This window comes from Modestobacter marinus, from assembly GCF_011758655.1.
Lineage (GTDB): Bacteria > Actinomycetota > Actinomycetes > Mycobacteriales > Geodermatophilaceae > Modestobacter > Modestobacter marinus.
The window spans coordinates 1031512-1056610 of sequence record NZ_JAAMPA010000002.1; the positions used below are offsets into that span (position 1 = coordinate 1031512).

General features: G+C 74.0%; 22 protein-coding genes and 1 pseudogene. 14 read left to right on the forward strand and 9 right to left on the reverse strand.

Annotation, left to right across the window (positions count from 1 at the left end; genetic code table 11):
* Nucleotides 1-30 precede the first annotated feature (30 nt).
* On the forward strand, nt 31-672 hold the full coding sequence (lipB, locus tag FB380_RS20810; RefSeq protein ID WP_166757143.1) for a lipoyl(octanoyl) transferase LipB: 642 nt from the start codon (nt 31-33) through the stop codon (nt 670-672).
* A complete protein-coding gene (locus tag FB380_RS20815; RefSeq protein ID WP_166757144.1) occupies nt 669-1055 on the forward strand; it encodes a PPOX class F420-dependent oxidoreductase in 387 nt (128 codons plus the stop codon). The genes lipB and FB380_RS20815 overlap by 4 nt, the downstream gene beginning before the upstream one ends.
* Before the next feature lie 211 nt (nt 1056-1266).
* Here FB380_RS20815 and leuS read toward each other — a convergent pair whose 3' ends face one another.
* The gene (gene leuS, locus FB380_RS20820; protein ID WP_166757145.1) at nt 1267-4164 is read right to left on the reverse strand and encodes a leucine--tRNA ligase; all 2898 of its coding nucleotides are present in this window, start codon (nt 4162-4164) and stop codon (nt 1267-1269) included.
* 524 nt (nt 4165-4688) lie between these two features.
* On the opposite strand from leuS, the gene FB380_RS20825 reads away from it, so the two are divergent.
* Together FB380_RS20825 and FB380_RS20830 are read left to right on the forward strand one after the other, a co-directional pair.
* Nucleotides 4689-5867 (forward strand): CDP-glycerol glycerophosphotransferase family protein, encoded by a 1179-nt coding sequence (locus FB380_RS20825; RefSeq protein ID WP_229682201.1) that lies wholly within the window; start codon nt 4689-4691, stop codon nt 5865-5867.
* A 2-nt stretch (nt 5868-5869) separates the two neighbouring features.
* Nucleotides 5870-6676, forward strand: coding sequence for a phosphocholine cytidylyltransferase family protein (locus FB380_RS20830; protein ID WP_208383717.1), 807 nt, complete (start codon nt 5870-5872; stop codon nt 6674-6676).
* 75 nt (nt 6677-6751) lie between these two features.
* On the opposite strand, the gene FB380_RS20835 is transcribed toward FB380_RS20830, so the two are convergent.
* A complete protein-coding gene (locus FB380_RS20835) occupies nt 6752-7681 on the reverse strand; it encodes an LLM class F420-dependent oxidoreductase (RefSeq protein ID WP_166757146.1) in 930 nt (309 codons plus the stop codon).
* A gap of 130 nt (nt 7682-7811) precedes the next feature.
* Here FB380_RS20835 and FB380_RS20840 point away from each other — a divergent pair, with 130 nt between their 5' ends.
* From FB380_RS20840 to FB380_RS20860, 5 genes are all read left to right on the forward strand, one after another.
* Nucleotides 7812-9158 carry a hypothetical protein gene (locus tag FB380_RS20840; RefSeq protein ID WP_166757147.1) on the forward strand — a complete coding sequence of 449 codons (1347 nt, stop codon included), beginning with the start codon at nt 7812-7814 and terminating at the stop codon, nt 9156-9158.
* A 97-nt stretch (nt 9159-9255) separates the two neighbouring features.
* A complete protein-coding gene (gene lipA, locus FB380_RS20845; RefSeq protein WP_188959635.1) occupies nt 9256-10257 on the forward strand; it encodes a lipoyl synthase in 1002 nt (333 codons plus the stop codon).
* Between the two features lie 81 nt (nt 10258-10338).
* Nucleotides 10339-11211, forward strand: coding sequence for a DUF4191 domain-containing protein (locus FB380_RS20850; RefSeq protein WP_166757148.1), 873 nt, complete (start codon nt 10339-10341; stop codon nt 11209-11211).
* Nucleotides 11212-11448: 237 nt separating this feature from the next.
* Entirely contained in the window at nt 11449-11844 is a 396-nt protein-coding gene (locus tag FB380_RS20855; protein WP_166757149.1) for a hypothetical protein, read from the forward strand.
* A gap of 64 nt (nt 11845-11908) precedes the next feature.
* Nucleotides 11909-12706, forward strand: a complete 798-nt coding sequence (locus tag FB380_RS20860) for a helix-turn-helix domain-containing protein (RefSeq protein WP_166757150.1) — start codon at nt 11909-11911, stop codon at nt 12704-12706.
* Nucleotides 12707-12709: 3 nt separating this feature from the next.
* Here the strand turns inward: FB380_RS20860 and FB380_RS20865 are convergent, their stop codons facing one another.
* Nucleotides 12710-13132: an RDD family protein gene (locus FB380_RS20865; protein ID WP_166757151.1), complete on the reverse strand. Its 423-nt coding sequence runs from the start codon at nt 13130-13132 to the stop codon at nt 12710-12712.
* Nucleotides 13133-13334: 202 nt separating this feature from the next.
* On the opposite strand from FB380_RS20865, the gene glnA reads away from it, so the two are divergent.
* Entirely contained in the window at nt 13335-14768 is a 1434-nt protein-coding gene (glnA, locus tag FB380_RS20870) for a type I glutamate--ammonia ligase (protein ID WP_166757152.1), read from the forward strand.
* A gap of 100 nt (nt 14769-14868) precedes the next feature.
* Here the strand turns inward: glnA and FB380_RS20875 are convergent, their stop codons facing one another.
* On the reverse strand, nt 14869-16107 hold the full coding sequence (locus tag FB380_RS20875; protein WP_166757153.1) for an EAL domain-containing protein: 1239 nt from the start codon (nt 16105-16107) through the stop codon (nt 14869-14871).
* Nucleotides 16108-16227: 120 nt separating this feature from the next.
* Between FB380_RS20875 and FB380_RS20880 the strand changes: the two genes are divergently transcribed.
* A complete protein-coding gene (locus tag FB380_RS20880; RefSeq protein WP_166757154.1) occupies nt 16228-17061 on the forward strand; it encodes an alpha/beta fold hydrolase in 834 nt (277 codons plus the stop codon).
* Between the two features lie 66 nt (nt 17062-17127).
* Here FB380_RS20880 and FB380_RS20885 read toward each other — a convergent pair whose 3' ends face one another.
* Entirely contained in the window at nt 17128-18681 is a 1554-nt protein-coding gene (locus FB380_RS20885; RefSeq protein WP_166757155.1) for an AMIN-like domain-containing (lipo)protein, read from the reverse strand.
* Nucleotides 18682-18949: 268 nt separating this feature from the next.
* Here FB380_RS20885 and FB380_RS20890 point away from each other — a divergent pair, with 268 nt between their 5' ends.
* Complete coding sequence (locus FB380_RS20890) at nt 18950-20509, forward strand: methyl-accepting chemotaxis protein (RefSeq protein WP_166757156.1); 1560 nt, start codon at nt 18950-18952, stop codon at nt 20507-20509.
* A 118-nt stretch (nt 20510-20627) separates the two neighbouring features.
* Nucleotides 20628-21641: an iron-containing redox enzyme family protein gene (locus FB380_RS20895; protein ID WP_166757157.1), complete on the forward strand. Its 1014-nt coding sequence runs from the start codon at nt 20628-20630 to the stop codon at nt 21639-21641.
* Between the two features lie 38 nt (nt 21642-21679).
* Here the strand turns inward: FB380_RS20895 and FB380_RS20900 are convergent, their stop codons facing one another.
* The 4 genes and pseudogenes from FB380_RS20900 to FB380_RS24950 all read right to left on the reverse strand — a co-directional run.
* On the reverse strand, nt 21680-22954 hold the full coding sequence (locus FB380_RS20900; RefSeq protein ID WP_166757158.1) for a hypothetical protein: 1275 nt from the start codon (nt 22952-22954) through the stop codon (nt 21680-21682).
* Between the two features lie 107 nt (nt 22955-23061).
* Entirely contained in the window at nt 23062-23424 is a 363-nt protein-coding gene (locus FB380_RS20905; RefSeq protein ID WP_229682202.1) for a CDGSH iron-sulfur domain-containing protein, read from the reverse strand.
* A 249-nt stretch (nt 23425-23673) separates the two neighbouring features.
* Nucleotides 23674-24138, reverse strand: a complete 465-nt coding sequence (locus FB380_RS26105; protein WP_341800246.1) for a [protein-PII] uridylyltransferase family protein — start codon at nt 24136-24138, stop codon at nt 23674-23676.
* 346 nt (nt 24139-24484) lie between these two features.
* Nucleotides 24485-24772, reverse strand: a pseudogene (locus FB380_RS24950) (hypothetical protein); the annotation flags it as partial.
* Here FB380_RS24950 and FB380_RS24955 point away from each other — a divergent pair.
* On the forward strand, nt 24660-25099 hold a 440-nt coding region (locus FB380_RS24955), incomplete at its 3' end, for a hypothetical protein (protein WP_243851272.1). The pseudogene FB380_RS24950 and the gene FB380_RS24955 overlap by 113 nt on opposite strands.

Consider the following 25099-nt stretch of genomic DNA (forward strand, 5'->3'; position numbering starts at 1 on the left):
TGCGGCGGTCCGCGGCATAGGGTCGACGGCATGAGCGAGCTGGTCGTCGTCCGAGCCGGTCTGGTCCCCTACGAGGAGGCCTGGGCGCAGCAGCGGGAACTGCACGAGCAGCGCGTCGCCGGCACCGGTCCGGACACGATGCTGCTGCTGGAGCACCCCCCGGTCTACACCGCGGGCAAGCGGACCGAACCGCAGGAGCGTCCCTTCGACGGCACCCCGGTCATCGACGTCGACCGCGGCGGCAAGATCACCTGGCACGGCCCCGGCCAGCTGGTCGGGTACCCGATCGTCGCGCTGCCGGACCCGGTCGACGTGGTCGCCCACGTCCGCCGGATGGAGCGGGCCCTGATGGAGGTCTGCGGGAGCTTCGGCCTGGCCACCGAGCAGGTCGAGGGGCGCAGCGGCGTCTGGGTCCGGGCCGACGAGCGCGGGCCCGACCGGAAGATCGCCGCGATCGGGGTCCGGGTCGCCCGTGGCGTGACGATGCACGGTTTCGCACTGAACTGCGACCCGGACATGGCCGCCTTCACCAACATGGTCCCGTGCGGCATCCCCGACGCCGGGGCCACCTCACTGAGCGTGGAGCTCGGCCGCGACGTGACCGTCGCCGAGGTCATCGACCCGGTCGAGGCCGCGATGCGCCGCGCGCTCACCCGCACCGCCGTCGGATGACCCGGCTGCCGACGAGCCGCTACGTCAGCCTCACCACCTTCCGGCGCACCGGTGAGGCCGTGCCCACCCCGGTCTGGGCCGCGCCCGACGGCGACGCCTTGGTCGTCTGGACCCGCGCGGACTCCGGCAAGGTGAAGCGGCTGCGGCACACCAGCCGGGTCACCGTGGCCCCGTGCGACATGCGCGGCCGGCTCGAGGGTCCGGCGGTCGACGGTGTCGCCGAGTTCCTCGACCGGTCCGAGTGGCCCCGTGCCCGAGCCGCCCTCGCCCGGCGCTACGGCTGGCAGTGGCGGATCAGCTACGGCACCTCCCGCATCGCGGCACGCATCACGCACCGCGGCCGGGAACGCCAGACGATGATCCGGATCACCCCCGCCGGCTGACCCGCCCGGCCCAACGCACGCCCGCGGGCACAGAGTGCGCCAGACGAAGACCGGGGTCACCCGCCGGTCGATCCGCTGCCCCGCCCGGGCACGCTCACCGTGCCGGAAGGCGTCCCCCCGCACCAACGACTGTCCTCCCGCACCAGCGTTGGTGCGGGAGGACAGTCTTCGATCAGGTCACCTGATCACTGCTGGGCCCGGCCGAGGGCGGTCAGCCGAGGACGAAGTTGACCAGCCGGCCCGGGACCGCGACGACCCGGCGCACGGTGGCGCCGGCGAGGTGTCCGGCGATCCGCTCGTCCGCCCGGGCCGCCGCCTCCAGCGCCGCGGCGTCCGCGTCCGCCGGCACGGCCACCTGGGCCCGCACCTTGCCGTTGACCTGCACGGCGACCTGGACGGTGTCGTCGACCAGCCACCGCTCCTCGGCGACCGGGAACGGCGCCCACGCCACGGAGTCGGCGTGCCCCAGCCGGGCCCACAGCTCCTCGGCCAGGTGCGGGGCCAGCGGGGCGACCAGCAGCACCAGCGGCTCGGCGACCGACCGGGGCACCGGCGTCCCCGGCGGGCAGGCCGAGGTCAGGTGGTTGGTCAGCTCGGTGATCCGGGCGATGGCGATGTTGAACCGCAGCGTCGTCATGCCGTCGCGCACGGCCTCGATCGCCCGGTGCAGGGCCCGCGAGGTCTCGTCGTCCGGCTCGACGTCGGCGGCGCGCACGGCGCCGGACTCCTCGTCGACCACCACCCGCCAGAGCCGCTGCAGCAGCCGCTGGGACCCGACCGCGGCCTTGGTCTCCCACGGCCGCGACTGGTCCAGCGGGCCGGTGGACATCTCGTACACCCGGAAGGTGTCCGCCCCGAACATCGCGATCATCTCGTCCGGCGTGACGACGTTCTTCAGGCTCTTGCCCATCTTCCCGTACTCACGGGTGACCGGTGCGCCCTCGTACAGGTACTGCCCGTCCCGCTCGACCACCTCGGCCGCCGGCACGTGGAAGCCGCGCTCGTCGGTGTACGCGTAGGCCGAGATGTAGCCCTGGTTCACCAGCCGGCGGAACGGCTCCTCGCTGGAGACGTGCCCCAGGTCGAACAGCACCTTGTGCCAGAACCGCGCGTACAGCAGGTGCAGCACGGCGTGCTCGACCCCACCGACGTACAGGTCGACGCCGCCGACGTCGCCGGGCTCCCGCGGGCCCATCCAGTAGGCCTCCAGCTCCGGGTCGACGAAGCGCTCGTCGTCCGCCGGGTCCAGGTAGCGCAGGTAGTACCAGCACGAGCCGGCCCAGTTGGGCATCGTGTTGGTCTCGCGCCGGTAGCTGCGCGGCCCGTCGCCCAGGTCCAGGGTGACCGTCGTCCACTCGGTGGCCCGGGACAGCGGCGGCTCGGGCTTGGAGTCGGCCTCGTCGTCGGCGAACGTCTTGGGCGAGTAGTCGTCGACGTCGGGCAGCAGCACCGGCAGCATCGACTCGGGGACGGCGATCGGCAGGTCGGCGTCCTCCCCGTCGGCGGCGTAGACGATCGGGAACGGCTCACCCCAGTAGCGCTGCCGGCTGAACAGCCAGTCGCGCAGCTTGTAGGTCGTCGTCGCCTCGCCGGAGCCGTTCGCGACCAGCCACTCGGTGACCCGCGCGATCGCGGCGGCCTTGTCCAGCCCGTCCAGCGACAGCTGCTCGTTCGAGCTGTTGATCATCGGACCGGTGCCGGTGTACGCACCGCCGTCGAAGTCGGCCGGCGGCTGCACGGTCCGGACGACGGGCAGCCCGAACTCCTGCGCGAAGTCCCAGTCGCGCGGGTCCTCGCCGGGGACCGCCATGATCGCGCCGGTGCCGTAGCCGGTCAGCACGTAGTCGGCGATGAACACCGGCAGGTCGGCCCCGGTCAGCGGGTTGCGGGCGGTGGCGCCCAGCCAGACCCCGGTCTTCTCCCGGCCCTCGGCCTGCCGGTCCAGCTCCGACCGGCGGGAGGCCTGCCGCTGGTAGGCGGCGACGGCCTCGGCGGGGGTGGCGGCACCGGCCGTCCACCGGGGGTCGGTGCCCTCGGGCCACTGGGCGGCGGTCAGCGCGCCGACCAGCGGGTGCTCGGGAGCGAGCACCAGGTAGGTGGCGCCGAACAGGGTGTCCGGCCGGGTGGTGAAGACCTCGACCGTCTCGCCCGCCACCGCGAAGCGGACGCGGGCGCCGGTCGAGCGGCCGATCCAGTTGCGCTGCATCTGCTTCAGCGAGTCCGACCAGTCCAGCCGGTCGAGGTCGGTCAGCAGCCGCTCGGCGTAGGAGGTGATCCGCATCATCCACTGGGTCAGCGGGCGGCGGAACACCGGGAAGTTGCCCCGCTCGGACCTGCCGTCCGGGGTGACCTCCTCGTTGGACAGCACGGTGCCCAGCCCGGGGCACCAGTTCACCGGCGCCTCGTGCCGGTAGGCCAGCCGGTGCGCGTCGACGACGCGACGGCGCTCCACGGGGGTCAGCTCCGCCCAGGTGCGCCCCTCGGGCAGCGTGCCGTCGGCCGGCTGCCGGGTGCCGGCGTCCAGCTCGGTGACCAGCTCGGTGATCGGGCGTGCCTTGCCCGCCTCCGGGTCGAACCAGGCCTCGAAGACCTGCCGGAAGATCCACTGGGTCCACTTGTAGTAGCCCGGGTCGATCGTGGCGAAGGTGCGGCGGGTGTCGTGGTCGACGCCGAGGCGCCGCAGCTGGGCGCTGATCGCGGCGATGTTGGCCTCGGTGGTGACCCGCGGGTGCTGCCCGGTCTGCACGGCGTACTGCTCGGCGGGCAGGCCGAAGGCGTCGTAGCCCATCGGGTGCAGCACGTTGTGCCCGTCCATCCGCAGGAAGCGGCTGGTCACGTCGGTGCCCAGGTAGCCCAGCGGGTGCCCGACGTGCAGCCCGGCGCCCGAGGGGTACGGGAACATGTCCATCAGGAAGGCCTTGGGCCGGTCGGCGACCCGGTCGAAGCCCTCGCTCAGCCGGCCGACCGGATTGGGCGTGTGGAACGTGCCCTCGGCCGCCCACCGGTCCTGCCAGGCGAGCTCGATCTGCTGCGCCAGGGCCGGCGTGTACCGGTGTGGCGGCACCCCGTCGGCGGTGGGTTCGGTGTTCTGGCTGGCCGTCTGGCTCATCGTCGGTGCTCCCACGGGAAGGATCTGGCGGCGGACAGAAAAAGACCCCTCACTCAGGAGGGGTCGCCGTGCTGGTCTGCTCGAGGTCAGATCAGCACGGCTCGGGAAGCAGGAGTCCGCCGGTCACGCAGCCGATCCTAGCGCGCGGCCGCACCCCCCACCTCGACGTCGGGGCCGATCAGCCCGTAGCCTGCACTGGCTCGACTGCGGACGGGCGAGGAACTCCCGCGGGGACGGCCCCAGCAGGACGACCACTGCCCGCACGCACCGGGACGTCGAGGTCCCCCGGAACCCAGCAGCGCCGCGCGGCACGCGGCAGCGCGGACCGGAGGACGGCCCCGGTGCCGGCCGGGTGCACGCCGCCCCACCCGTGCCGCTGCACCCGCGTGCAGCGCACGACCCCGGAGGCGGCCCGCAGGGGCAGCACCCGCCGCCGGCCGGTCGCCGAGCACACGCACGGTCGAGCCGACCGACGGAGGAGGAGCGAGCATGAGAGAACGCCCAGGACCCGACCGGGTCACGCGGTGCCCCCGGCACCGGGCGACCCTGCCCTCCGCCGTCCCGGCCCGCCGACGGTGAAGGTCGTCTTCAACAGCTTCGGCGGCCGGTACAACGACAACCCGCGGGCCATCTACGAGGCCCTCGTCGCCCGGGGCACCGAGATGGACGCCGTCTGGCTGGCCCGTCCGGACCTGCGGGCGGACTTCCCGGCCGGCGTGCAGACCGTGGAGACCTGGGGCCCCGACGCCCGGGCGGCCGTGGAGTCCGCCGACGTCATCGTCTCCAACGACGGCATCTCCCGGGAGTGGGACAAGCAGCCCACGACGACCTACCTGCAGACCTGGCACGGGACGCCGCTCAAGCGGCTGCACCGGGACGCGGTGTGGGCCCCGGAGGGCCGGCTGGAGCTGGTCATGCAGGACATCGCCCGGTGGGACCACCTGCTCTCCCCCAACGCGGCGAGCACCCCGCACCTGCGCAGCGCCTTCGGCTTCACCGGCCCGGTGCACGAGACGGGCTACCCGCGCAACGACGTGCTCAGCGCGCCCGACCGCGACCGCCGGCGGGCCCGGGTGCGCGCCGCGCTGGGGATCGCCGACCACGTCACCGCCGTGCTCTACGCCCCGACCTGGCGCGACGACCTCGTGCTCGCCGACGACGGCCCGGCGCACACGTTCCCGGTCGACCTCGGCGACCTCGCCCGCGGCCTGGGTCCGGACCACGTGCTGCTGGTCCGGCTGCACGCGATGGTGTCCGACCGGCTGGAGGTCCAGGGCACGGCCCCGTTGCTCGACGTCTCCCGGCACCCCGACATCAGCGAGCTGTACCTGGCCGCCGACGTCCTGGTCACCGACTACTCCTCGACGATGTTCGACTTCGCCGTCACCGGGAAGCCGATCGTCCACTTCACCTACGACCTCGAGCACTACCGCGACGACCTGCGCGGCTTCTACTTCGACCTGGCCGAGATCGCACCGGGCCCGCTGCTGACCACCAGCGAGCAGGTGCTGACGGCGATCGCCGGGCTCGGCGGGCGTCCATGGATGCCCACCGAGCGGTACAACCGGTTCCGGGAGCGCTTCTGCTCCCTGGAGGACGGCGCCGCCACCGAACGGGTCCTCCAGCTGTTCTTCCCCACCGACGGCCACCCCGGCCGGCCGGGCGACACCCCCGTGCCAACGAACGACGAACCGAGGAGATGAGCATGCGCACTGCTGACCCGATCCTGACCGGGGGCCGCGATCAGCGGTCGCGTCCCCGGGTCGCCGTCCGCCCCGCCGCACCGCAGGTGGTCGTGCTGGCCGCCGGCATGGGCACCCGGCTGGGCCGCAAGCTGCCCAAGCCGCTCACCCCGCTGATGGACGGCCGCAGCATCATGCAGCAGCAGCTGGACGGCATCCGCACCGTCTTCGGCGACGCCACCCCGATCACCGCGGTGGTGGGCTACCGGGCCAAGGCGGTCATGCGCGCCCAGCCGGACCTGCTGTTCGCGTTCAACCCCGACTTCGCCGTCACCAACACCTCACAGAGCCTGCTCCGCGCGCTGCGCACCTCGCAGCCCGGCGGCGTCCTCTGGCTGAACGGCGACGTGGTGTTCGACCCGGCGGTGCTCGACCACGCCGCCCCGCTGGTGCACGCCGACGAGAGCTTCGTGTGCGTGGACACCTCCACCGTCGCCGACGAGGAGGTCAAGTACACCCTCGACGCCGACGGGTTCGTCCGCGAGCTGTCCAAGACCGTGACCGGCGGCCTCGGCGAGGCGGTCGGGATCAACTACGTCTCCGGGTCGGACAAGGCCGCGCTGATCGAGCAGCTCACCGCGTGCGAGGCCGCCGACTACTTCGAGCGCGGCATGGAGCTGGCGATCCAGCGGTCGGGCGTCCGCTTCCGGCCGCTGGACATCTCCCGGTTCTCCGCGGTGGAGGTCGACTTCGACGACGACCTGCAGCGGGCGAACACCTGGCTGGGCTCCCGGGCGGCCCTCGAGCCGCTCGCCTCCGAGCTGCGCTGAGGCAACTGCGCTGAGACGACTGCGCTGAAGGGCCCGGCGCCCCGTCCGCCACGCGCGGGCGGGGCGCCGTGCCGTTCAGGTCAGCTGCGGGGCCACCTCGGCGGCCACCAGATCCAGGTGGTCCAGGTCGGCCAGGTCCAGCACCTGCAGGTAGACCCGGCCCGCCCCGGCCTCGGCGTACCGGCCCAGGATGTCGACCGCCTCGGCCGGCGTGCCGGCCACCCCGTGGGCCCGCAGGTCCGCGACGTCCCGGCCGATGGCCGCGGCCCGTCGGGCCAGCTCGGACTCGTCCCGGCCGACGCACAGCACCAGCGCGGAGCTGTAGACCAGCTCACCGGGGTCGCGGCCGGCCTCGGTGCAGGCCTCCCGGACACCGGCGAAGAGCCGGGCGTTCTCCTCCGCCGAGGCGAAGGGCACGTTGAACTCGGCCGCGTACCGCGCCGCCAGCCGCGGGGTGCGCTTCTTCCCGCTGCCGCCGATCAGGATGGGGACGCCGCCGGGCTGCACCGGCTTGGGCAGCGCCGGCGAGCCGGTCAGCTGGTAGTGCTCACCGGCGAAGTCGAAGGTCTCCCCCGCCGGGGTGTTCCACAGCCCGCTGATGACGGCGACCTGCTCCTCGTACCGGTCGAACCGCTCCCCCAGCTCCGGAAAAGGGATGCCGTAGGCGCGGTGCTCGGCGGCGAACCACCCCGAGCCGATGCCCAGCTCCACCCGCCCGCCGCTCATCTGGTCGACCTGCGCCACCGAGATGGCCAGCGGGCCGGGCAGCCGGAAGGTCGCCGCGGTCATCAGGGTGCCGAGCCGGATCCGGGACGTCTCCCGGGCCAGGCCGGCCAGGGTGACCCAGGCGTCGGTCGGGCCGGGCAGCCCGTCCCCGCCCATGGTCAGGTAGTGGTCGGAGCGGAAGAAGGCGTCGAAACCGGTCTCCTCGGTGCGCCGGGCCACCGCGAGCAGGTCGTCGTAGGTGGCGCCCATCTGGGGTTCGGTGAAGATCCGTAGCTGCACCCGGCCGAGTCTGCCAGCGGCGCGGCCGCTCGATCCGGGCCTCTCACCGACTGCGGAGGGGGTTCGGGGTGTGCCCGTGCTCGCCAGCGGGCAGGATGATCGCTGAAGCGATCAACTCGGAGGTGCTGGAGTGTTCCGCAAGAAGAGCTCGACAGAGGTCATCGGGACCGAGTTGCAAGAGGGGTTCGCCCACATCGGCGCGGCGGTCACCGAGGCCCGTCGGGCGACGGCGGAGCAGCTCGCCCCGCAGGTGGCGGCCGCGGCCAAGGCGGCGCAGACCACCTACGCCGCTGACGTCGCCCCCCGCGTCGAGGCGGCCGTGGCCGCCCTCGCCCCGCAGCTGGACGCCGCCCGGGAGGTGCTGGTCCCGCGGCTGGAGGCGGCACAGAAGAACCTCGCGCCCCGCATCGACGCGGCGCAGAAGGCCTACGAGAAGGACCTCGTCCCGCGTCTGGACGCGGCCAGCCGGGCCGCGCGGGCCAACCTGGAGATCGCGGTGGCCACCGCGATCCCACGGATCGAGGCCGCCCGTGAGGCGAGCGGTCCGGCGTTCGACGCCGCCGCCAAGTCCGCGCGGGCGAACCTGGAGGCGGCGATCGCCGCCGCGGCACCCCGGATCGAGGCCGCTCGCGGCGCAGCCGGCCCCGCGCTGGACAACGCCCGCGCCGGCCTGGTCGGCGGTGTGGAGGCGGCTCGGGCCCAGCTGGACGCCCGGAGCACGGAGCTCGCCGCCACCGCCGCGACCCTCGGTGCGGCCACCGCCAAGCAGGGCGACAAGGTCCGTCAGGACGCCGCTGCCGCCGCCGACGCCGCGCGGGCGCAGGCTGCGCTGCGGGTCGCCGCGATGCGCGCTGCGGCGGAGACCAACCGCAAGGCCGCCGGCAAGAAGGCCGACAAGCTCGGCAAGAAGGCCGACAAGCTGTCCAAGAAGGCGGCCAAGCGGCGCACCGAGCTGGAGAAGGCCGCCGCCCGGGCCCGCAAGGAGGCCGGCAAGCGCACGGCGAAGACCGTCACGACGGTCAAGCGGCGCGTCGGCGTCGAGCCGGAGCCCCGTCGCTGGCCGTGGGTGGTCGGCGTCCTCGCCGTCCTCGCCGCGGTCGCCGTGGTGCTGCGCAAGAAGAACGCGAGCGACCCCTGGACCCCGGCGCCCACCGGCGACGGCCCCGTGCCCAGTTACCGAGAGGACCCCGTGCCCACGTCCCCGAGCACCCCCGCAGGCGGAACCGAGAGCCCTGAGGCCCAGGGCAAGACGGTCTCCACGGCCGAGACGGCCCCCTCGGACTCCAGCCCCACCGACACCGACGTCGGCGCGCTGACCGCCCAGCCGGCCTCCGGGCCCGGTGAGCCGAGCAACCAGTCGACGCCGGAGCCGGCGAGCAGCACCCTGAACGACCCGGACACCCCGGTGGCCACCGCCGGGCCCGACGGTGAGAACACCGGCGGCCCGGACGGCACGCCCGGCAACACCCGCGGCTGATCCCAGCCGCACCGCCTCAGGAGGGGGCCCAGCCAGCCGGCTGGGCCCCCTCCGTCGTCCCGGGGCAGCCCGGCAGGGCGGGAGTACCGTGCTGGACATGAGCTTGGGCATGGAGGAGGCAGCCACGACTGCAGGGCCGGAGGCCCCGGCGACGTCCTCGCCGATCGAGCCGGCGGGCCGCAAGCTGTTGCGGCTGGAGGTCCGCAACAGCCAGACGCCGATCGAGCGCAAGCCCGAGTGGATCAAGACCAAGCTCAAGACGGGGCCGGAGTACACCGAGCTCAAGTCGCTGGTCAAGCGCGAGGGCCTGCACACGGTGTGCGAGGAGGCCGGCTGTCCCAACATCTACGAGTGCTGGGAGGACCGGGAGGCCACCTTCCTCATCGGCGGTGACCAGTGCACCCGGCGCTGCGACTTCTGCCAGATCGACACCGGCAAGCCGGCCGACTTCGACGCCGACGAGCCCCGCCGGGTCGCTGAGAGCGTGGCCACGATGGGCCTGCGCTACGCCACCATCACCGGCGTCGCCCGCGACGACCTGCCCGACGGCGGCGCGTGGCTGTACGCCGAGACGGTGCGCCAGATCCACGAGCAGATCCCCGGCTGCGGCGTCGAGCTCCTCATCCCCGACTTCAACGCCGAGCCCGACCAGCTGGCCGAGGTGTTCTCCTCCCGGCCGGAGGTGCTGGCCCACAACGTCGAGACGGTGCCGCGCATCTTCAAGCGGATCCGCCCCGGCTTCCGCTTCGAGCGCTCGCTGGCGGTGATCACCGCGGCCCGCGAGGCCGGCCTGGTCACCAAGTCCAACCTGATCCTGGGCATGGGCGAGGAGCCGCACGAGGTCGTGGAGACCATGCAGGCACTGCACGACGCCGGCTGCGACCTGCTGACCATCACCCAGTACCTGCGGCCCAGCGTCCGGCACCACCCGGTGGTCCGGTGGGTCAAGCCCGACGAGTTCGTCGGGTTCGCCGCCGAGGCCGAGCGGATCGGCTTCCCCGGCGTCCTGGCCGGTCCGCTGGTGCGCAGCTCCTACCGCGCCGGCCGGCTCTACCAGCAGGCCGCCGAGGCCCGCGGGCTCACCGTCACCACCGCCTGAGCCCGGCGGGCCGCTGCCGGCGGCCCGCCGAGTCCACGAGTGGCACGGGGGCAGCCGGTCCCGGCGACTATCGTGGGCGGCATGGCACGCAGCAGGTCCACCGACACCTCCGCCCCCGCCGGCGCCGCGGGGCGCGGTCCGGCCGGCGCCCCGCCCGGGCGCGGCAGCAAGGGCTCGACCGCGGTCGGCGCCGCTGCCGCAGGGGGCACGGGCCGGCGCAGCAAGGCACCGAAGGCCCCCAAGCTGGGCAAGGACGGCCAGCCGAAGGTCTCCCGGCTGGCCAAGCTGAAGGGCCAGGCCGGGATGATTCGGCAGGCCTACTCGATGACCTACCGGAACGACCCCAAGCTGCCCTGGGTGATGCTCATCGCCTTCGTGGTGGTGGCCGGCGTGGTCGAGCTGGTCGGCATCCTGCTCAGTTCCCCGTTCCTCTTCCTGCCCTTCGCCGTCCTGCTCGGTCTGCTGGCGGCGCTGATCGTCTTCGGCCGCCGGGCGCAGGGCTCGGCCTACCGGCAGGTCGAGGGTCGGCCGGGTGCTGCCTCGTGGGTCCTGGAGGGCATGCGCGGTGACTGGCGGGTCAGCTCCGGCGTCGCGGGCAACCGTGAGCTGGACTCCGTCCACCGGGTGCTCGGCCGCCCGGGCATCGTGCTGGTGGGCGAGGGCAACCCGCAGCGGGTCCGGAGCCTCATCGCGGCGGAGAAGCGCCGGATCGCCAAGGTCGTCGGGGATGCGCCGATCTACGACGTCACGGTCGGCGACGGCGAGGGCCAGGTTCCGCTGAAGAAGCTGAGCGCCCACGTGATGAAGCTGCCCCGCAACCTCTCCGGCGGTGAGGTGAACGCGCTGGGCAAGCGGATGTCGGCGCTGGGCGGCGCGCGCCCGCCGGTGCCCGGGGGTCCGCTCCCCGGTGGCCGGCAGATGTCGGTCAGCCAGCGCCAGGTCCGCCGCCGCTGACCGCACGCAGACCCCCCACGACGCCCCGGCCGCTGCCCAGCGGCCGGGGCGTCGTGCGTCCGGGGGTCGTGTGTCCTGGGTCGTGCGTCCGGGGCGGTGCGTCCTGGGGCGGTGCCGGCCGCTCGTGACCGGGGGTGCGGCCATGACCTGTGGGGTCATGGACGGCGGGCCGCGGAGGGGCGACGGTGGTCGTGGCCGGAGGACCGGCCTCGTCAGCTCCCTCGAGAGGACACCGCCATGACCACCACCACGCTCCCCCGGACCGGCTCGGCCCCGTCGGCACCGGCCCGCCTGCTCCAGCTCGACGGCGCCCTCTGCGCCACGGTGGGACTGGTCATGGGGACCGCCGCCGGCCCGGTCGCCGAGCTCCTCGGCACCGACGCGACCGGCGTCGTCCGCGCCGTGGGCATCGCCTTGGCGCTGTACGCCGCCGGCCTCCTCGTGAGCTCCCGCACCCGCTGGGCCCGACCGGTGCTGCGTGCCGTCGCGATCGGGAACCTCGGCTGGGAGGTGGCCAGCCTGGCCGTCGCCGTGCTCGCCGACCTGAGCACCACGGGGCGGGTCCTGGTCGCCGCCCAGGGCCTGGCCGTCGGCGCGCTCGCCCTCGTCCAGCTCCGGACCGGCCGACGGTGAGCGGGACGCCGGCCCCCGGGTCGACCGCGTCCTCCCCCGTCCCGCCGGGTCCTGGCTGCCTCCGGTGACGACGACCTCCCCGCCGTCCGCCGCCGGCGCGCTGCTCCGGGAGTGGCGGGAGCAGCGACGGCTGAGCCAGCTGGACCTGGCCGCCGTGACGGGGACGTCCACGCGGCACCTGTCCTGTGTCGAGACGGGGAGGTCCCGCCCGAGCCGTCAGCTGGTCCTCAGGCTCGGCGAGGGCCTGCAGATGCCGCTGTCGGAGCAGAACCGGGTCCTGCTCGCCGCCGGGTACGCGCCGGAGTACCAGGACGCCCGGCGCGACGCCGCGGCCACCCGGTACCTGCTCGAGGTCCTCGACCTGGCGCTGGCCGCGCACGACCCGTGGCCGGCGCTGGTCATCGACGCGCACTTCGACGTCGTCGCGATGAACGCCGCCGTCGAGCGGCTGATGACCCTGGTCGACCCGGAGCTGCTCGATCCGCCGGTCAACGTCGTCCGGGTGATGCTGCACCCGCGCGGGCTCGCGGACCGGGTGGTGAACTACGGCGCCTGGCGGGCGCACCTCCTGCGGCAGGTCCGGCGACATGCCGCAGCCGATCCGTCGGTCGACCTGCAGGCCCTGCTCACCGAGGCGTCCGGCTACCCGGACCGGGCCCCGGCCACGCCGGCGCACGCCGGTGCGACGTTCGCCCTGCCGCTCGAGCTGCGGGTCGACGGCGCCGTCCTGCGGACGTACAGCACCGTCGCCACGTTCGGCACCCCGCTGGACGTCGCCGCCAGCGAGCTCGCCATCGAGACGTTCCTGCCGGCGGACGAGACGACCCGGCGGTGGTTCGCCGAGGCGGCCGCCGGGACGTGAGGGTCAGCGGTCCCGGATGACCGCGGTGCCGGTCCACCGGTCGTGCAGGCCACGACCGTCGACGTCGACGACGAGCGCCGGCACCAGCAGCACGAGCAGCCCGGTGCGCGCGACCGCACGCCACAGGGCGACCCGCTGCTCCGGCTCCGGGTGGGCCAGCCGCAGGCCGAGCAGGCGCATGCCCGGCGTCTGACCGGCCAGCACCAGGAAGACCACGGTGATCAGCGCGAAGGACAGCAGGCTCCAGTTGCGGGGCAGCTCCGGCGCGGTGAACAGGCCGGCGACCAGCGCCGCGGCCAGCGCGTCGACGAGGAAGGCGACGACCCGCTGCCCGAAGGAGGCGAGTGAGCCGGGTCCGTCACCGGGCAGCCCCAGTGCCGCGCCGCGGGCGCGCTCCTGAGAGGGTTGAGCGTCGTCCCTGGCCACTCCACCAGCGTATGTCCTGTCCGACGCCGTGCGGTTCAGACGTCGGCCGTCCAGGCGCCCGCCGGTGGGGTGGGCAGCGGGCGACCGCCCTCTCCGCGACACGCCGGAGACGGTGTTACCGCGACGAAACACCGGAGACACCCCGGAGCAACTCCCCGCTCGTAACTTGCTGTCGAGCTGGCCGTCCATTCCCGGAGGATCGATGTTCAACAGTCCCGAAGAGGTCACCGCCTACATCCGCGACAACGACGTGAAGTTCGTCGACGTCCGGTTCTGCGATCTCCCTGGCGTCATGCAGCACTTCACCATCCCCGCGGAGACGTTCGGGCCTGACACCTTCGCCGACGGCCTGGGCTTCGACGGCTCGTCCATCCGCGGGTTCCAGGCGATCAACGAGTCCGACATGCTGCTGCTGCCCGACGCGAGCAGCGCGTACGTCGACCCGTTCCGCATCCACAAGACGCTGAACATCAACTTCTTCATCCACGACCCGATCACGCGTGAGGCCTACAGCCGCGACCCGCGCAACGTGGCGAAGAAGGCCGAGGCCTACCTGGCGGCCAGCGGCATCGCCGACACCGCGTACTTCGGCCCCGAGGCCGAGTTCTACGTGTTCGACTCGGTGCGGCACAACACCTCGATCAACGAGGGCTACTACCACATCGACGCGGTCGAGGGGTCCTGGAACTCGGGCTCGCTCACCGGCGAGAACGGCGGCCCCAACCTGGGCTACAAGACCCGGCCCAAGGGCGGGTACTTCCCGGTCGAGCCCTACGACCACCAGAGCGACCTGCGCTCGACGATGATGGTCAACCTGGCCAACGCCGGGCTCGAGCTCGAGCGCGGTCACCACGAGGTCGGCACCGGCGGCCAGGCCGAGATCAACTACAAGTTCGACACGCTGCTGCGCTCGGCCGACAGCCTGATGCTCTTCAAGTACATCGTGAAGAACACCGCGTGGGCGGCCGGCAAGTCCGCGACCTTCATGCCGAAGCCGCTCTACGGCGACAACGGCTCGGGCATGCACTGCCACCAGAGCCTCTGGAAGGACGGCGAGCCGCTCTTCCACGCCGAGACCGGTTACGCGGGGCTGTCCGACATGGCCCGGCACTACATCGGCGGCCTCCTGGCCCACGCCCCGTCGCTGCTGGCCTTCACCAACCCGACGGTGAACAGCTACCACCGTCTGGTGCCGGGCTACGAGGCGCCGATCAACCTGGTCTACTCCGCCCGCAACCGCTCGGCCTGCTGCCGCATCCCGATCTCCGGCGACAGCCCGAAGGCCAAGCGCATCGAGTTCCGCGTGCCCGACCCGTCGGCCAACCCCTACCTCGCCTTCTCGGCGATGATGATGGCCGGCCTCGACGGCATCAAGAACAAGATCGAGCCGCCGGCCCCGGTGGACAAGGACCTCTACGAGCTGCCGCCCGAGGAGGCCCTGGGCATCGAGAAGGTGCCGGCGTCCCTCGACGCGGTGCTCGACCGGCTCGAGGTCGACCACGACTACCTGCTCGACGGTGGCGTGTTCACCTCCGACCTGATCGAGACCTGGATCGAGTACAAGCGGGAGAACGAGATCGACCCGATCCGGCTCCGCCCGCACCCGCACGAGTTCGCGATGTACTACGACATCTGATCCGCGGGGCCGTTCGCGGCCCTGACCAGATCGAACAGCGCAGCCCCCGTCCGGTCTCCCGGACGGGGGCTGCGCTGTCCCAGGGTCATCCCCCGGGCGCTCACCCGGCCGGTGCGGGCACCGCCGGGTCCTCTGCCGCGGTGCGGGCGCGCGGGACCTGCACCGGCGGTGCGGCGACCGCGGCACCGGGGTGCTCCGGGCGGCCGAAGTGCCAGCCCTGCCCGAGGTCCACCCCGAGCCCGCGCAGCGCCGCGGCCTCCGGCGCCGTCTCGACGCCCTCGGCCACGACGCTGGCGCCGCAGCCGTGCCCGAACTCGACCAGGGACGAGACGAGCCGGGTCAGCACCGGGTCGACGTCGACGCCGGAGACGATGCTGCGGTCCAGCTTGATGACGTCCGGTGCGGTGATGACGATGTGCCGCAGCGAGGAGAACCCGGCGCCGACGTCGTCGATGGCCAGTCGCAACCCGCGGGCACGCATCGGGCCGAGCACCGCGGCCAACGCGTCGTAGTCGGCCACCTGGTCGTGTTCGGAGAGCTCCAGCAGCACCCGCTCCAGCGGCAACGTCGCCATCAGTGCCGCGAACTCCGGCTGCACCAGCGTCGCCGGGGAGATGTTCATGGCGACGTACCCCTCGACGACGTCCAGGTGCTCAGCCGCCCGGCGCAGCGCCAGCAGCTCCAGTTCGTGCCCCAGTCCGACGCTGTGCGCCTCCTCGAAGCAGACGTCCGGCGCCTTGCCCCACGACGCCGGGAACCGGCTGAGCGCCTCGGAGCCGACCCGGCGACCGGTGACCAGATCGACGATGGGCTGGAGGACGACGACCGGGCCACCGTCGGCGAGCACCGGTTCGAGCCGGCCGAGCAGCTCGCCCCGCCGCTCCCGCTCACGCACCGTGGGCTCGACGATGACCGCCGCGGCCGAGGCGAGGACGGTCATCAGCGACTGGTCCCGCTTGGTCAGCCCCTTGTCCGAGGTGAGGCCGGCGGCGCAGAAGGTGCCGTAGAGCTCGCCGTCGCTGAGCACCACGGGGACCGAGACGTAGCTGCGGATCCTCGGCAGCCGGGCCGCCGGCAGCGACATCGCCACCGGGTGCTGCCGGACGTCGGGGATGACCGCGGGCAGCCGGCCGTCGAGGACGGCCTGGCAGAAGGAGGTCTCCTGACGCTGCTGGTTGCCCTCCTGGAACAGGAAGGGCACCGAGGACTCGACGACCTCCAAGTGCTGGGTGGTGCCGTCCAGCCGGCTGAGGAACGCCACGGACAGCTGCAGCGAGTCCTTGGCGGTCCGCAGCAGCTCGGCGACCTGCTGGTCGGCGTCCGACCGTCTCTTCTTCACGCGCTCTCCTCGTGGCCTGTGCCGGTCCCATCGACAGGTCCCGGCCCGAGCTGAAGCGCCTCACCCGAATTCGTCACAGCGGTGCATGCCGACCCACCCGTGGCGGGCACTGGAGCCGTCATGGACCTGCCGATCGGAGAGACCCAGCTCGTCCCCGTGGGGGACACCGCCATGAACGTCTGGACCGCCGGGGACGACGGACCCACGGTCCTGCTCGTCCACGGCATCCCGACCAACCACCGCCTCTGGTGGGACGTCGTCCCGGCCGTGGCCGAGCGGGCCAGGGTGCTGGCCGTCGACATGGCCGGCTACGGCGACTCCCCCGCACCCGACGGGCAACCGGTGGACCTCGCTGCCCAGGCCGCGCGCCTGCTGGACCTGCTCGACGCCCTCGGCCTCGACCGGGTCGTCGTGGTGGGGCACGACCTCGGGGGCGGGGTGGCCCAGATCCTGGCCACGACGGCGAGCGACCGGGTCGCCGGCCTGGGGGTCGTGGACGGCGTCTGCTACGACGCGTGGCCGGTGCCGCTGGTGCGCGCGATGAAGGCCGGCTGGCCGCTGGTCCGGCAGCTGCCCCCTTCCGCCCTCGGCACGGCGTTGCGGCCGGCGTTGCGCACGCTGTTCGCCCACCAGGAGCGTGCGGCGCCCTTCCTGGACCGGTTCGTCGAGCCGTGGGAGCGACCGGACGGACCCCGGCTGCTGAGCCGGCACCTGCGCTCGCTCGACTCCGTCTACACCCAGACCGTCGCCCCGTTCCTGTCCCGTCTGACCGTCCCGGCCGAGGTGGTCTGGGGTCGGCAGGACCACCAGATGAAGCCCGAGCACGGCCAGCGGCTGGCCGACGACCTGCCGGGCGCGCGGCTCACCTGGGTCGACGACGCCAGCCACTTCGTGCCCGCCGACCGCCCCGACGTGGTCGCGGAGGCAGTGCTGCGGCTGGTCGACCGCGCGTGACCCGCTGAGGTCCTGGACTGCCCGGCCCGGCCCCGCGGGGACGGGCCGGGCGGGCGCCGGTCAGCCTCAGGACCCGGCCGTGATGTCCAGGGTGTGCACCATGTGGTCCATGACCCGGACGTTCCGCTCGTAGTCGAACTCCGGCAGCCCCACCGTGTTCACCACCAGCGTGGCCGGGCCGTCGGGTCCGTCCGCGCCCAGGTCGATCGCGTAGGTGGTGACCGGGGTGCCCTCCGGCCACAGGCCCTCGCCGCTCGAGGTGCGCTGGATCCGCACGCCCTGCCGCCCGTCGACGATGGTGCCGCTCCGGCTCTCCTCCGCGCCTTGACCAGGCGCGCTCACCCGGTCGTAGGGCACCGGCTCCACCGACGCGGCGATCGGGGCCGTCCGCACGTCGGTCCCGGAGACCAGCGTGAACGGCTCCGGTGCGAACCGCGAGCAGGGCGGCAGCACGTCACCGCTGTTGGTCGACCACGACCCCGGGTAGCTCAGCGCGAAGCCGTCGGGGTGCTCGCACCGGCTGCCGAGATCCACCGGCGGCCGCCCCTCCTGGGCCAGCACGTCGACGACGACCCGCTGCGGCGAGGACAGCCGGGAGACCGCGAACGGCCGCTCGGCGTCGAGCCCGGCGAAGAAGGTGTACTGGCCCTCGTACAGGGTGTCCTCCACCAGCGACTGCACGGTCGAGGCCCCGGGCAGCTGCCGGCGGTCGGGGCCGTCCCAGGGCTGCACACCGGCCGGGGCGTCGCCGGGCAGGACGATGTTGGTCAGCGTCATGCCGAGGACGGCCTCCCCCGGGACGTCGATCGGCGCACCCGAGCCCTGGGCCCGGGGGTCGTCGGTGTAGCCGATCCGCCAGCCGGCCTCCCCCTCACCGGCGACCTCGAAGACGATCCGGTCGAACCCGGGGTGGGCACCCAGCCGGACGTCGGTGACCACCACCGGGGCGCCCGCGCCGGCGACCACGGAGTCGGCGGTGTCCCCGGCCCCGATCGGCTCGACCCCCTGCGCCGGCTCGTGGAGCACGTCCACGACCAGCCGGGTCGGCTCCTCGAGCACCGCCACGCCGAAGGGCACGCGCTGCTGCAGCCCGATCGTCCAGGCCAGCTGCCCCTCGAAGTCGCCGGTCCGGACGACCTCCGTGACGACACCGTCCCCGGACGGGGCGACCCGGTCGGGCCCGGTGTAGGTCTCCCGGGGCTCGTCGCCGGACAGGTCCACGCCGCTGGCCGGTGCGGCCCGGACCTCCAGGAACGCGGCACCCGGCACCGGGACCTCGGCGCCGGAGCCGTCCTCGGTGATCGGCGGCTCGACGTAGGACACCCGGTAGCTGGGGACCCGGTCGCCCGCGAACTCCAGGACCACCCGGTCGAACCCGTCGTGCCGGGCCGTCCGGACGTCGGTCAGGTGGGCCGTCGGCCCGGTCACGGCCGGGAAGTCCCCCGCCTGCACCGGGCCGGTGCTGGGTGTCCCCACGGGGGTGAGGGCGGTCTGGGGTGCCGGCGAGGCAGCGAGTGGCACCGGGGCGGGTGGTCCGGCCGGCGGGGCGGCGGTGGCACCGCCGACCAGGCCGGTGGCCCCCAGCAACAGCGAGGACGAGAGTGCGAGGAAGGTGTTCACGAGGCAGACCCCGTTCCGGTCGCGCGTGTTCTCCTGGCCCTGTGACCCTTGCCACTGTCAGGGCCGTCAAACGTCCGTGGCCGAGTCGTCCGCCGCCGCAGTGAGCCGGCCGACCGGGGGTGCACGATCGGGTTGCCCGCTCGGCTCAACTGCCGCACCGCCGTGCCGATGTCCTCGGTGGACTGCGCCGACCGCTGCTGGGGCCGGGCAGCACAGCACGCCGGTCGCGTCCCCGCCGACCGGCGACGGCCGGCGATGGAGGACACGGATGAGGCGGCGCACCAGCACCCCGGTCGCGAGCACGATGGACACCGGGCAGATGCCCCGGGACGTCGAGGCGGTGGAGGCCGTGATCGCCCGGCTGGAGCAGGGCGTCACCGACGAGGCCCACGCGCACCGGCTCATCCTCGAGACGCTCGTCCAGGAGCTCGGCATCGGCTACGGCGGGGTGTGGCTGGCCGGCGACGGCGGCACCTTCCAGCTGACCCACGAGTCCGGTGCCCTGGCCCCCGCCATCGCCGCGCAGTTCGGGGCCCAGGCGCTGCAGATGACCGCCGCCGACGGCTACGGCGGCGAGGCGATCCGGAACAAGAGGACGCTGGTGACCGACGCCGGCAGCGACCCGCGGAAGTGCCTGCGCTGGGCCGCAGCGTCCAGCGCCGGCGCCACCGCCGGGTGCATCGTGCCGTTGGTGGAGAGCGGCCGGGTCGTCGCGCTCTACGAGTACTACAACGACGGCGAGCTGCCCTTCTTCGGTGCCCGCCAGGGCAAGTGGGACTCCCTGAGCCGCCTGCTCACCCACGCCCGCCGGTCCGCGCTGGGCAGGGCCGAGCTGCAGGAGACCCTCGACGACCGGGTCGCGGTCACCACGGTCGTCACCGAGCTGAGCGCGGCCCGCGACCAGCAGGCCGCCCTGCGGATCGCGCTGGACACCGTGCGGGAGGCCTTCGGCTGGGCGTACGGCTCCTACTGGGCACTCGACGAGAACGCGAAGGTGCTGCGCTTCCAGCAGGAGTCCGGTTCGGCCGGTGAGGAGTTCCGCAAGGTCACCCTGGCCGCGAGCTTCGCCGAGGGGGTCGGCCTGTCCGGGCGCACCTGGCGGTCCCGGGACCTCTTCTTCGTCCGCGACATCGGCGAGATGACCGACTGCGTCCGCGCCCCCGCGGCCCAGCGCGCCGGGGTCAGGTCCGGGGTGTGCTTCCCGCTGATGGTCGGCGGCCGGGTCATCGGCACGATGGACTTCTTCGTCACCAGGACGATCGAGCTGTCGGAGTCCCGCCGCTCGGCGCTGCGCAACGTCCAGCAGCTGGTCTCCCAGCGGCTGGACGTGCTGCGCCGCACGGAGGAGTCGGCCGAGAACGCCCGCGAGCTGCTGGACACGGTGTCCCGGCTCCGCGAGGCCGCCGGTGACGCCGGCCGGGTCGCCGAGAGCGCGGTCAGCCAGGCGTCCACGATGACCAGCGAGGTCGAGGCGCTGGACGAGGCCTCGGCAGCGGTCGGCGAGGTCATCCGGATCATCTCCGGCATCGCCGACCAGACCAACCTGCTCGCGCTGAACGCCACGATCGAGGCGGCCCGCGCCGGCGAGCTGGGCAAGGGCTTCGCGGTCGTGGCCAGCGAGGTCAAGGACCTCGCCCGGGAGACCGCCAACGCCACGCAGCGGGTGTCCGACCAGATCGCCGGGATCCAGGCGAGCAGCCGGGCGGTGGCCGACGGCATCCACACCACCGGGGAGATCATCGGCCAGCTGGACGCCGTCCAGGCCCGGATCGGTGAGGTGCTGGAGGAGCAGGCCCGGATGGCCTCCGCCTTCGACGAGCACGTCTGACCTCGCAGCGCCCCGGACCCCGCACCTCCCCGGAGGTGCGGGGTCCGTCAGCAGATGGCACACGACCCATCGGCTCTCGGAGGTTCCGGACGGCGTCCGGCTGGGCACGGTCCACCCCATGCGCCTACCCAAGCCCCGGGGCCCCGTCAGCGCCGCGCTGAGCGCGGACCTCCTCGCCGGGTCGACCCTGAGCACCCGCACGCTCGCCGCCGCCGAGGGGCTGGCGGCGTCGGCGACCGAGCCGCTGACCGACGACGACCTCCAGCTGACCCTCGCCATCTGCTACGAGCTGCACTACCGCGGCTTCGACGGGGTGGACGACGCCTGGGAGTGGGACCCGGAGCTGCTGCGGCTGCGTGCCCTGCTCGAGCAGCGGCACCTCGCGGCGCTGCGGGAGCTGGTCACCCCGGTCGAGGTCACCGACGAGCCGGTCGACCAGCAGCTCACCGCGGTGATCGCCGCCGACGACGGGCCGTCGCTGTCGAGGTACCTGGCCAAGCACGGCACCCGCGAGCAGTGGCGGGAGTACCTCACGCTGCGGTCGGTCTACCACCTCAAGGAGGGCGACCCGCACACCTGGGCCATCCCGCGGATCAGCGGTCGGGCCAAGGCGGCGATGGTGGAGATCCAGGCCGACGAGTACGGCGGCGGGTCGGCCGAGCGCATGCACAGCCAGCTGTTCGCCGGGATGATGGCCGACCTCGGCCTGGACACCGGCTACGGCGCGCTCTGGGACGACGCGCCCGCGGTGGCGTTCACCTCGGTCAACACCATGTCGCTGTTCGGGCTGCACCGCCGGTTCCGCGGGGCGTGCCTGGGCCACCTGACCGCAGTGGAGATGACCTCCTCGGAGCCCAGCCGCCGGTACTCCTCCGGGCTGCGGCGCCTCGGGTTCGGCGAGGGGACCAGCGTCTTCTACGACGAGCACGTGGAGGCCGACGCGGTGCACGAGCAGATCGCGTCGGTCGACATGTGCGGCTCGCTGGTCGCCGAGGACCCGTCGCTGGCCGCCGACGTCCTGTTCGGCGCCCAGTGCTCGCTGGCCCTGGACGGTCTGACCGCCGAGCACCTGCTCGGCGCGTGGGAGGCCGGCCGCTCGGGCCTCCGCCGGGACGAGCCGGTCGCCGCCTGAGGCAGGACCCCCCTCGCCGCGGCGAGGGGGTCCTGCGCTCAGCGCAGTCCGAAGACCGACAGGGTGCCGTCGTCCTCGTTGCTGGTCACGAACAGGCCACGCGAGGGGATGGCGAGCAGCCCCTCGGGTGCGTCTCCGACGGGCAGCACCTGGCGCAGCTCCGGGGCCGCGTCCCGGTCGGTGTCGTAGACCAGGACGGCGTCACCGCGCTCGGCGCCGATGAAGGTGTAGTCGACGCCCCGGATGCGGGCCACCTCGGCGCCCTCGAACTCCGCGCCCTTGTCGTCGCTGCGCCCGTCGGGGTACGCGCCGGCAGCGGCGAGCGCCCGCTCGGCGGAGCCGCCGCTGCTGTAGAGCACGGCGCCGTCCTGGGCGAACACCGTCCAGCCGCGGCCGCCGCTGGGCTCCTCGGCCAGGTCACCCTCGTCGGCGGTGACCAGGTTGCCGCGCAGCGTCCACTGCACCGTGTCCGGCTCGCGGGGTGCGACCAGCGGGTCGTCGAAGGCGACGACGTCGTCGTCGGCGGTGTCGGCGTCGGCGCGGGTGACCGTGCCGGCGGAGAAGGAGCTCACCACCCGGCGGCGGGCCAGGTCGACCAGCGCGACGGCGTTGTTCTCCTGGAGGGTGACGGCGGCGATGTCCCGGCCGTCGACGTCGACGTACTCCGGCTCCGGGTCCGCGGCGAACAGCGCGCCGGGCAGGCCGGTCAGCTCGACCCGGCCGACGGTCCACGCGCCGACCGGGCCACGGAGGTCGACCACGGAGAGGAAGCCGGCCGGCAGCTGCGGCAGGCCCCCCTCCACGTCGCCGACCTCGATGTCCTCGTCGCGCTGGTTCTCGATGGCGATGGCCGCGAAGACGCCGCTGGGGCCGATGTCGATCGAGTCGGGCTGCCCGCTCAGGTCGATGGTGCGCACGACGGCGCGCCGCGGCAGGTCGACGACCGCCAGGTGACCCGAGGGGCGGGTCAGGTCGGTGGTGGTGTCGACCGCGACCAGGGCGTACCGCGCGCTGGGCGTGATGGTCACCGAGGTCGGCGAGCCGCCCACGTCGACCACGCCGCGCTGGCGGGGTGCGCTGGGGTCGCTCAGGTCGACCAGCCCGACCCGGCCGAGCTCGGAGTCGGTGTAGACGACCGTCCGCCCGTCCGGCGTGGCGGAGATGATCTCGGCCACCTCGCCGGTCACCGCGAAGGTGGCCAGCGGCGCGAAGGTGCGCGGCGGGGCGGCGGCGGCGGGGCCCGCGGCGGCGAGCAGGGCCAGGGCGCCCAGGGAGAGCACGGCGGTGACGGGACGGAGCGGACGACGGAGCACGGGCCACCTCGGGTGTTCGGGTCAGGGTCTCCGATGACCTTGGTGCGCCCGGACGGCCGGCAGGTGGCCCGCCGGCGAACGCACCGTGACCCCGGGGTGGCGTCCGCTCAGGCCGGGGGCCGGTGCCCGTCGTCGGACTCGCGGCCGGCCTCCTGGAACAGCCGGGCAGCCGGCCGGGGGCGGGACGGCGCACTGCCGGAGTGGAAGCCGGCGCGCTTGTGGGTGCCGTCGCAGAAGGGCTTGATCCCCGACTTCCCGCACCGGCACAGCGCGACCGTCCGGCGGCCCGGGTCGATCTCCTGGCCGTCGGTGTCGACCAGCCGGAAGTCGCCGCGGACGATCAGCGGGCCGTCCCGATAGGGCGTGATGGTCGCCGTCGGCTCGTCGGCCGGGGGCTCCTCGCGCACCCGGGCGTCGGTCACGTCGGCGGGGTCGTCGGACACGGGGACCGGGCTCTCATCGGTGGGCACCGGTCGATGGTGCCCGGGACCGGTCGTGCTCAACCGACCGCCCCGCCCGCCGGGCGTCCAGCCGCTCGGCCCGGCCGACGGGCGGCTCCCCGCCCGGGCCCTCGCGGCCGGAGTGCTCAGCCCTCGTCGGTCCGGCCGTAGAAGACGTGCTCCACGACCGTGCGCGCGTGCCGGGTGACCCGCCGTACTCGTCCAGGAACTGCCCGGCGTCGGTCTCCGGCCCGTACCCGCAGGCCCGGGCCACCCCGCTCAGCTCCAGCCCCTGCCGGGGCAGCTGGTCACCCGGCCGGCCCCGGACCAGGAAGACGGCGTTGCGCGCCCGGCTGGCCAGCTCCCACGCCGCCCGCAGCGCGTCCCGCTGCTCGGTTCCAGCAGGCCCGCCTCCGCCAGCGCGGCCAGGGCCGGCACCGTGCCGGTGACCCGCAGCCCCGGGTGCGCCGCGGCGTGCTGGAGCTGCAGCAGCTGCGCGGTCCACTCCACGTCGGCCAGCCCGCCCCGGCCCAGCTTGGTGTGCGTGGCCGGGTCGGCGCCCCGGGGCAGCCGCTCGCTGTCCACCCGGGCCTTGACCCGGCGGATCTCGGCCACCTGCTCGGCCGACAGCCCCTCGCCGGGTACCGGAGCGGGTCGACCGAGGGCGACGAACTCCCGGCCCAGCGCCTCGTCGCCGGCCCACCGCTCGGCACGCAGCAGGGCCTGCACCTCCCAGGTGGACACCCAGTCGCTCGTAGTACTCGGCGAAGGCGCTGCAGGCTCCGCGACAATCGCGCCCTGCCGCCCTCGGGGCGCAGGTTGGCGTCCACCTCGAAGGGCCGGGTCGGGCGCGGGGTTCGCTCAGCAGCCGGCGCAGCGCGTGCGCGATGGCGGTGGCGGCCGAGGTGGCCCGCCCCTCGTCCCCGCCCGGCGACGACGGTGCACGAACAGGGACGTCGGCGGTCCGAGCCGTAGCCCATCTCCGGCGCCGCCCAGCCGGCCCATCCCGATGACCGCCACGTCGACCGGGACGTCGTTCCACCGCCAGCCCGGTCTCGGCGGCCCAGCTGCGCACGGCGGCGTCCAGACCGGCGCGCAGCGTGGCCACCGCGACGTCGTAGAGGGCCTGGCCGACCCGGAACACGTCGACGGCCGAGCGGTCGGCGCAGGCGATCCGCAGCAGCTCCTGGCGGCGCAGCGACCGCAGCACCTGGACACCGGCGCTCGGGTTGTCGGCCCGGGCCACCGCCTGCCGCCACGCCGAGGTGAGCGCCTCGGCGCTGCGCGGCTCCAGCTGCGCGTCGTCGGCCAGGATCCGCATCGCCTCCGGCGTGCGGGTCAGCAGGCCGGCGACGTACTGGCTCGACCGAGCAAGCACGGCCAGCCGCTCGGCGGCGTGGCCCTGGCTCGTCCCGCAGCAGCCGCAGGAACCACTGGTCGTTGCCCAGCGCCTCGCTGACCTTGCGGTAGGCCAGCAGGCCGGCGTCGGGGTCGGCGCAGGACGCGAAGGTCTGCAGCAGCACCGGCAGCAGGTAGCGCTGCATCGACGCCGACCGGCTCAGCCCACCGGTGAGCGCGGTGAGGTGCCGCAGCGCGCCGTCGGGGTCGGCGAAGCCCAGCGCCCGCAGCCACTCCCCCGCCGCCTTCGGGCCCAGCTGCAGCTGCTCGCCGGGCACCCGGGCGACCGAGGACAGCAGCGGCCGGA

What these genes read in the sequence shown, in the direction of transcription:
- lipB (WP_166757143.1), top strand. Translation starts at nt 31, where the DNA reads ATGAGCGAGCTGGTCGTCGTCCGAGCCGGTCTGGTCCCCTACGAGGAG.
- FB380_RS20830 (WP_208383717.1), top strand. Translation starts at nt 5,870, where the DNA reads ATGCGCACTGCTGACCCGATCCTGACCGGGGGCCGCGATCAGCGGTCG.
- glnA (WP_166757152.1), top strand. Translation starts at nt 13,335, where the DNA reads ATGTTCAACAGTCCCGAAGAGGTCACCGCCTACATCCGCGACAACGAC.
- FB380_RS20815 (WP_166757144.1), top strand. Translation starts at nt 669, where the DNA reads ATGACCCGGCTGCCGACGAGCCGCTACGTCAGCCTCACCACCTTCCGG.
- FB380_RS20895 (WP_166757157.1), top strand. Translation starts at nt 20,628, where the DNA reads ATGCGCCTACCCAAGCCCCGGGGCCCCGTCAGCGCCGCGCTGAGCGCG.
- leuS (WP_166757145.1), bottom strand. Translation starts at nt 4,164, where the DNA reads ATGAGCCAGACGGCCAGCCAGAACACCGAACCCACCGCCGACGGGGTG.
- FB380_RS20850 (WP_166757148.1), top strand. Translation starts at nt 10,339, where the DNA reads ATGGCACGCAGCAGGTCCACCGACACCTCCGCCCCCGCCGGCGCCGCG.
- FB380_RS20890 (WP_166757156.1), top strand. Translation starts at nt 18,950, where the DNA reads ATGAGGCGGCGCACCAGCACCCCGGTCGCGAGCACGATGGACACCGGG.
- FB380_RS20855 (WP_166757149.1), top strand. Translation starts at nt 11,449, where the DNA reads ATGACCACCACCACGCTCCCCCGGACCGGCTCGGCCCCGTCGGCACCG.
- lipA (WP_188959635.1), top strand. Translation starts at nt 9,256, where the DNA reads ATGAGCTTGGGCATGGAGGAGGCAGCCACGACTGCAGGGCCGGAGGCC.
- FB380_RS20880 (WP_166757154.1), top strand. Translation starts at nt 16,228, where the DNA reads ATGGACCTGCCGATCGGAGAGACCCAGCTCGTCCCCGTGGGGGACACC.